Origin of the sequence: Mesorhizobium sp. M2A.F.Ca.ET.037.01.1.1, from assembly GCF_003998075.1 — a bacterium.
In the GTDB taxonomy this organism is placed as follows: domain Bacteria; phylum Pseudomonadota; class Alphaproteobacteria; order Rhizobiales; family Rhizobiaceae; genus Mesorhizobium.
The window spans coordinates 1-1,822 of sequence record NZ_RZSA01001179.1 but is presented as its reverse complement, the minus strand read 5'-3'; the positions used below and the strand labels follow the sequence as shown (position 1 = coordinate 1,822).

Here is a 1,822-nt window from a genome sequence, read left to right as displayed (position 1 = left end):
GAAATCGCCGACCAATGCGTAATAGACGGCGATGTCGAGTTTTGTCGGCCCGGTCTTGCCGAACAGCCGGCGCTCCGGATTGGTCACCCAGATGGTGGCGAGGTCGGATTCGGCGATCAGCCGCTTGCGTTTCACCGGCGCCGGCGTGGTCAGCCCGCCGACGTCGCGCAGGCCGCGAAAGACGCCGTGGCGGATCGCATTGTCGGCGGTGCGGTTCGAATAGCGCACGCGCGCCGACAGCAGCGGCTTCACCCAGTGCATCTCGCGCATGATCTCGCGCGGCACGCCTTCCGGCGGGCTGGCGCCGGCCGTCAGCCGCTCCAGCCTGGCAAGCAGCTCGGTCGCCATGTCGCGGTCGAAGCCGGTGCCGACCTTGCCGCGATAGTGCAGCTCACCGTTCTCGAACTCGGCCATGCCGAGCGCGGCCAACCCTTCGGCACGGTCGGAGACGGTGTAACCGGCGATGACGAAATCATCCGTCTTTTGCGCCTTCACCTTGGTCCAGCTCTTGGCGCGGCCGCTCATGTAGATGGCGTCGGCGCGCTTGGAGACGACGCCTTCGAGCCCCAGCTCCGAGGCTTGATCGTAGAGACCCTGCCCGTCGCCCTCGACATGGTCGCTGTACTGGATGGCGGCATTGGCGGCTTGGCCGGCGAGGAGCTCGGCAAGCAGCGCCTTACGCTTTATGAGCGGCGCCTTGCGCAGGTCCCAGCCGTCGAGATGCAAAAGATCGAAGGCGTAGAAATGCAGCTTTGAACCTGCGCCTTCGGCCAGCGCGTCCTGCAGCAGCGCGAAGCGCGAGATTCCCCTGTCGTCGAGCACCATGATCTCGCCGTCGATGATCGCCTGGGCGACCGGCAGGCGCGAAAAGGCCTGCGGGAGATCGCCATAGCGCTTCGTCCAGTCGATGCCGCCACGGGTGATCAGCCGCACCTCGCCATCCGTCACATGCGCCATGGTGCGGTAACCGTCGAATTTGATCTCGTGCAGCCAGAGCTCGCCCGTGTTCTCCGCCGGCCCCTCGCCGCCCGGCGGATTCGGCACCTGGGTGGCAAGCTGCGGCTCGATGCGGCTCGGCGGCGCGGCCTTGACCGCGCCGGGCAGCGAGCCTGGTTTCAGCGAACCCGGCTTCGGGGGCAGACGTTCCCGCTTCCTCGGCGGCGCCCCCAGTTCCTCGATCCGGCGGCCGGACTTCACGCTTTCGGGCCGCTCGCTCAGGATGTCGCGTTTCGCATCGGCAGCGAGGTCGCGCTCCTTGAACAGCAGCCAGTTCTTCTTGCTCTCGTCCTCGCCGGGCTTGGGCTTCAGGCGCGTCAGCATCCAGCCGCCATTGAGCTTCTGGCCGGCCAGCCGGAACTTGAAGGCGCCGCTGCGCAGGCTTTTGTCGACATCCTCCATCGGCGCCCAGGTGCCGGTGTCCCAGACGATCATCGGCCCGCCGCCATATCCGCCTTCGGGGATGACGCCCTCGAAGTCGATATATTCGATCGGGTGGTCCTCGGTCTCGACGGCAAGCCGCTTGTCGGCCGGGTTGAGCGAGGGGCCGCGCGGGACAGCCCAGCTCTTCAACACGCCGCCGATTTCGAGGCGCATGTCGTAGTGATCGGCGGTGGCGTGGTGCTTGTGGACGACGAAGCGGTTGGAGCCCTCAGAGGCGAGGCCGCCCGCGGGCTCGGGGGGGCGGGAGAATTCGCGCTTGGCGCGGTAGGGTTTGAGGTTGGCGGGCATGGATCAGGCGCCGAAGAACGCAATGGAATACGACGAACGCCGAGTTCCTTCGCCCCCCTCTCTGTCCTGCCGGACATCTCCCCCTCTAGGGGGG

The 1,822-nt window shown here is 67.0% G+C and carries 1 protein-coding gene; it reads right to left on the bottom strand.

Features of this window, described 5'->3' with window-relative positions; all coding sequences use genetic code 11:
• The coding region (gene ligD, locus EOA27_RS34785; protein ID WP_127258550.1) for a non-homologous end-joining DNA ligase at positions 1 to 1,728 on the bottom strand (1,728 nt) is incomplete at its 3' end.
• Positions 1,729 to 1,822: the final 94 nt, after the last annotated feature.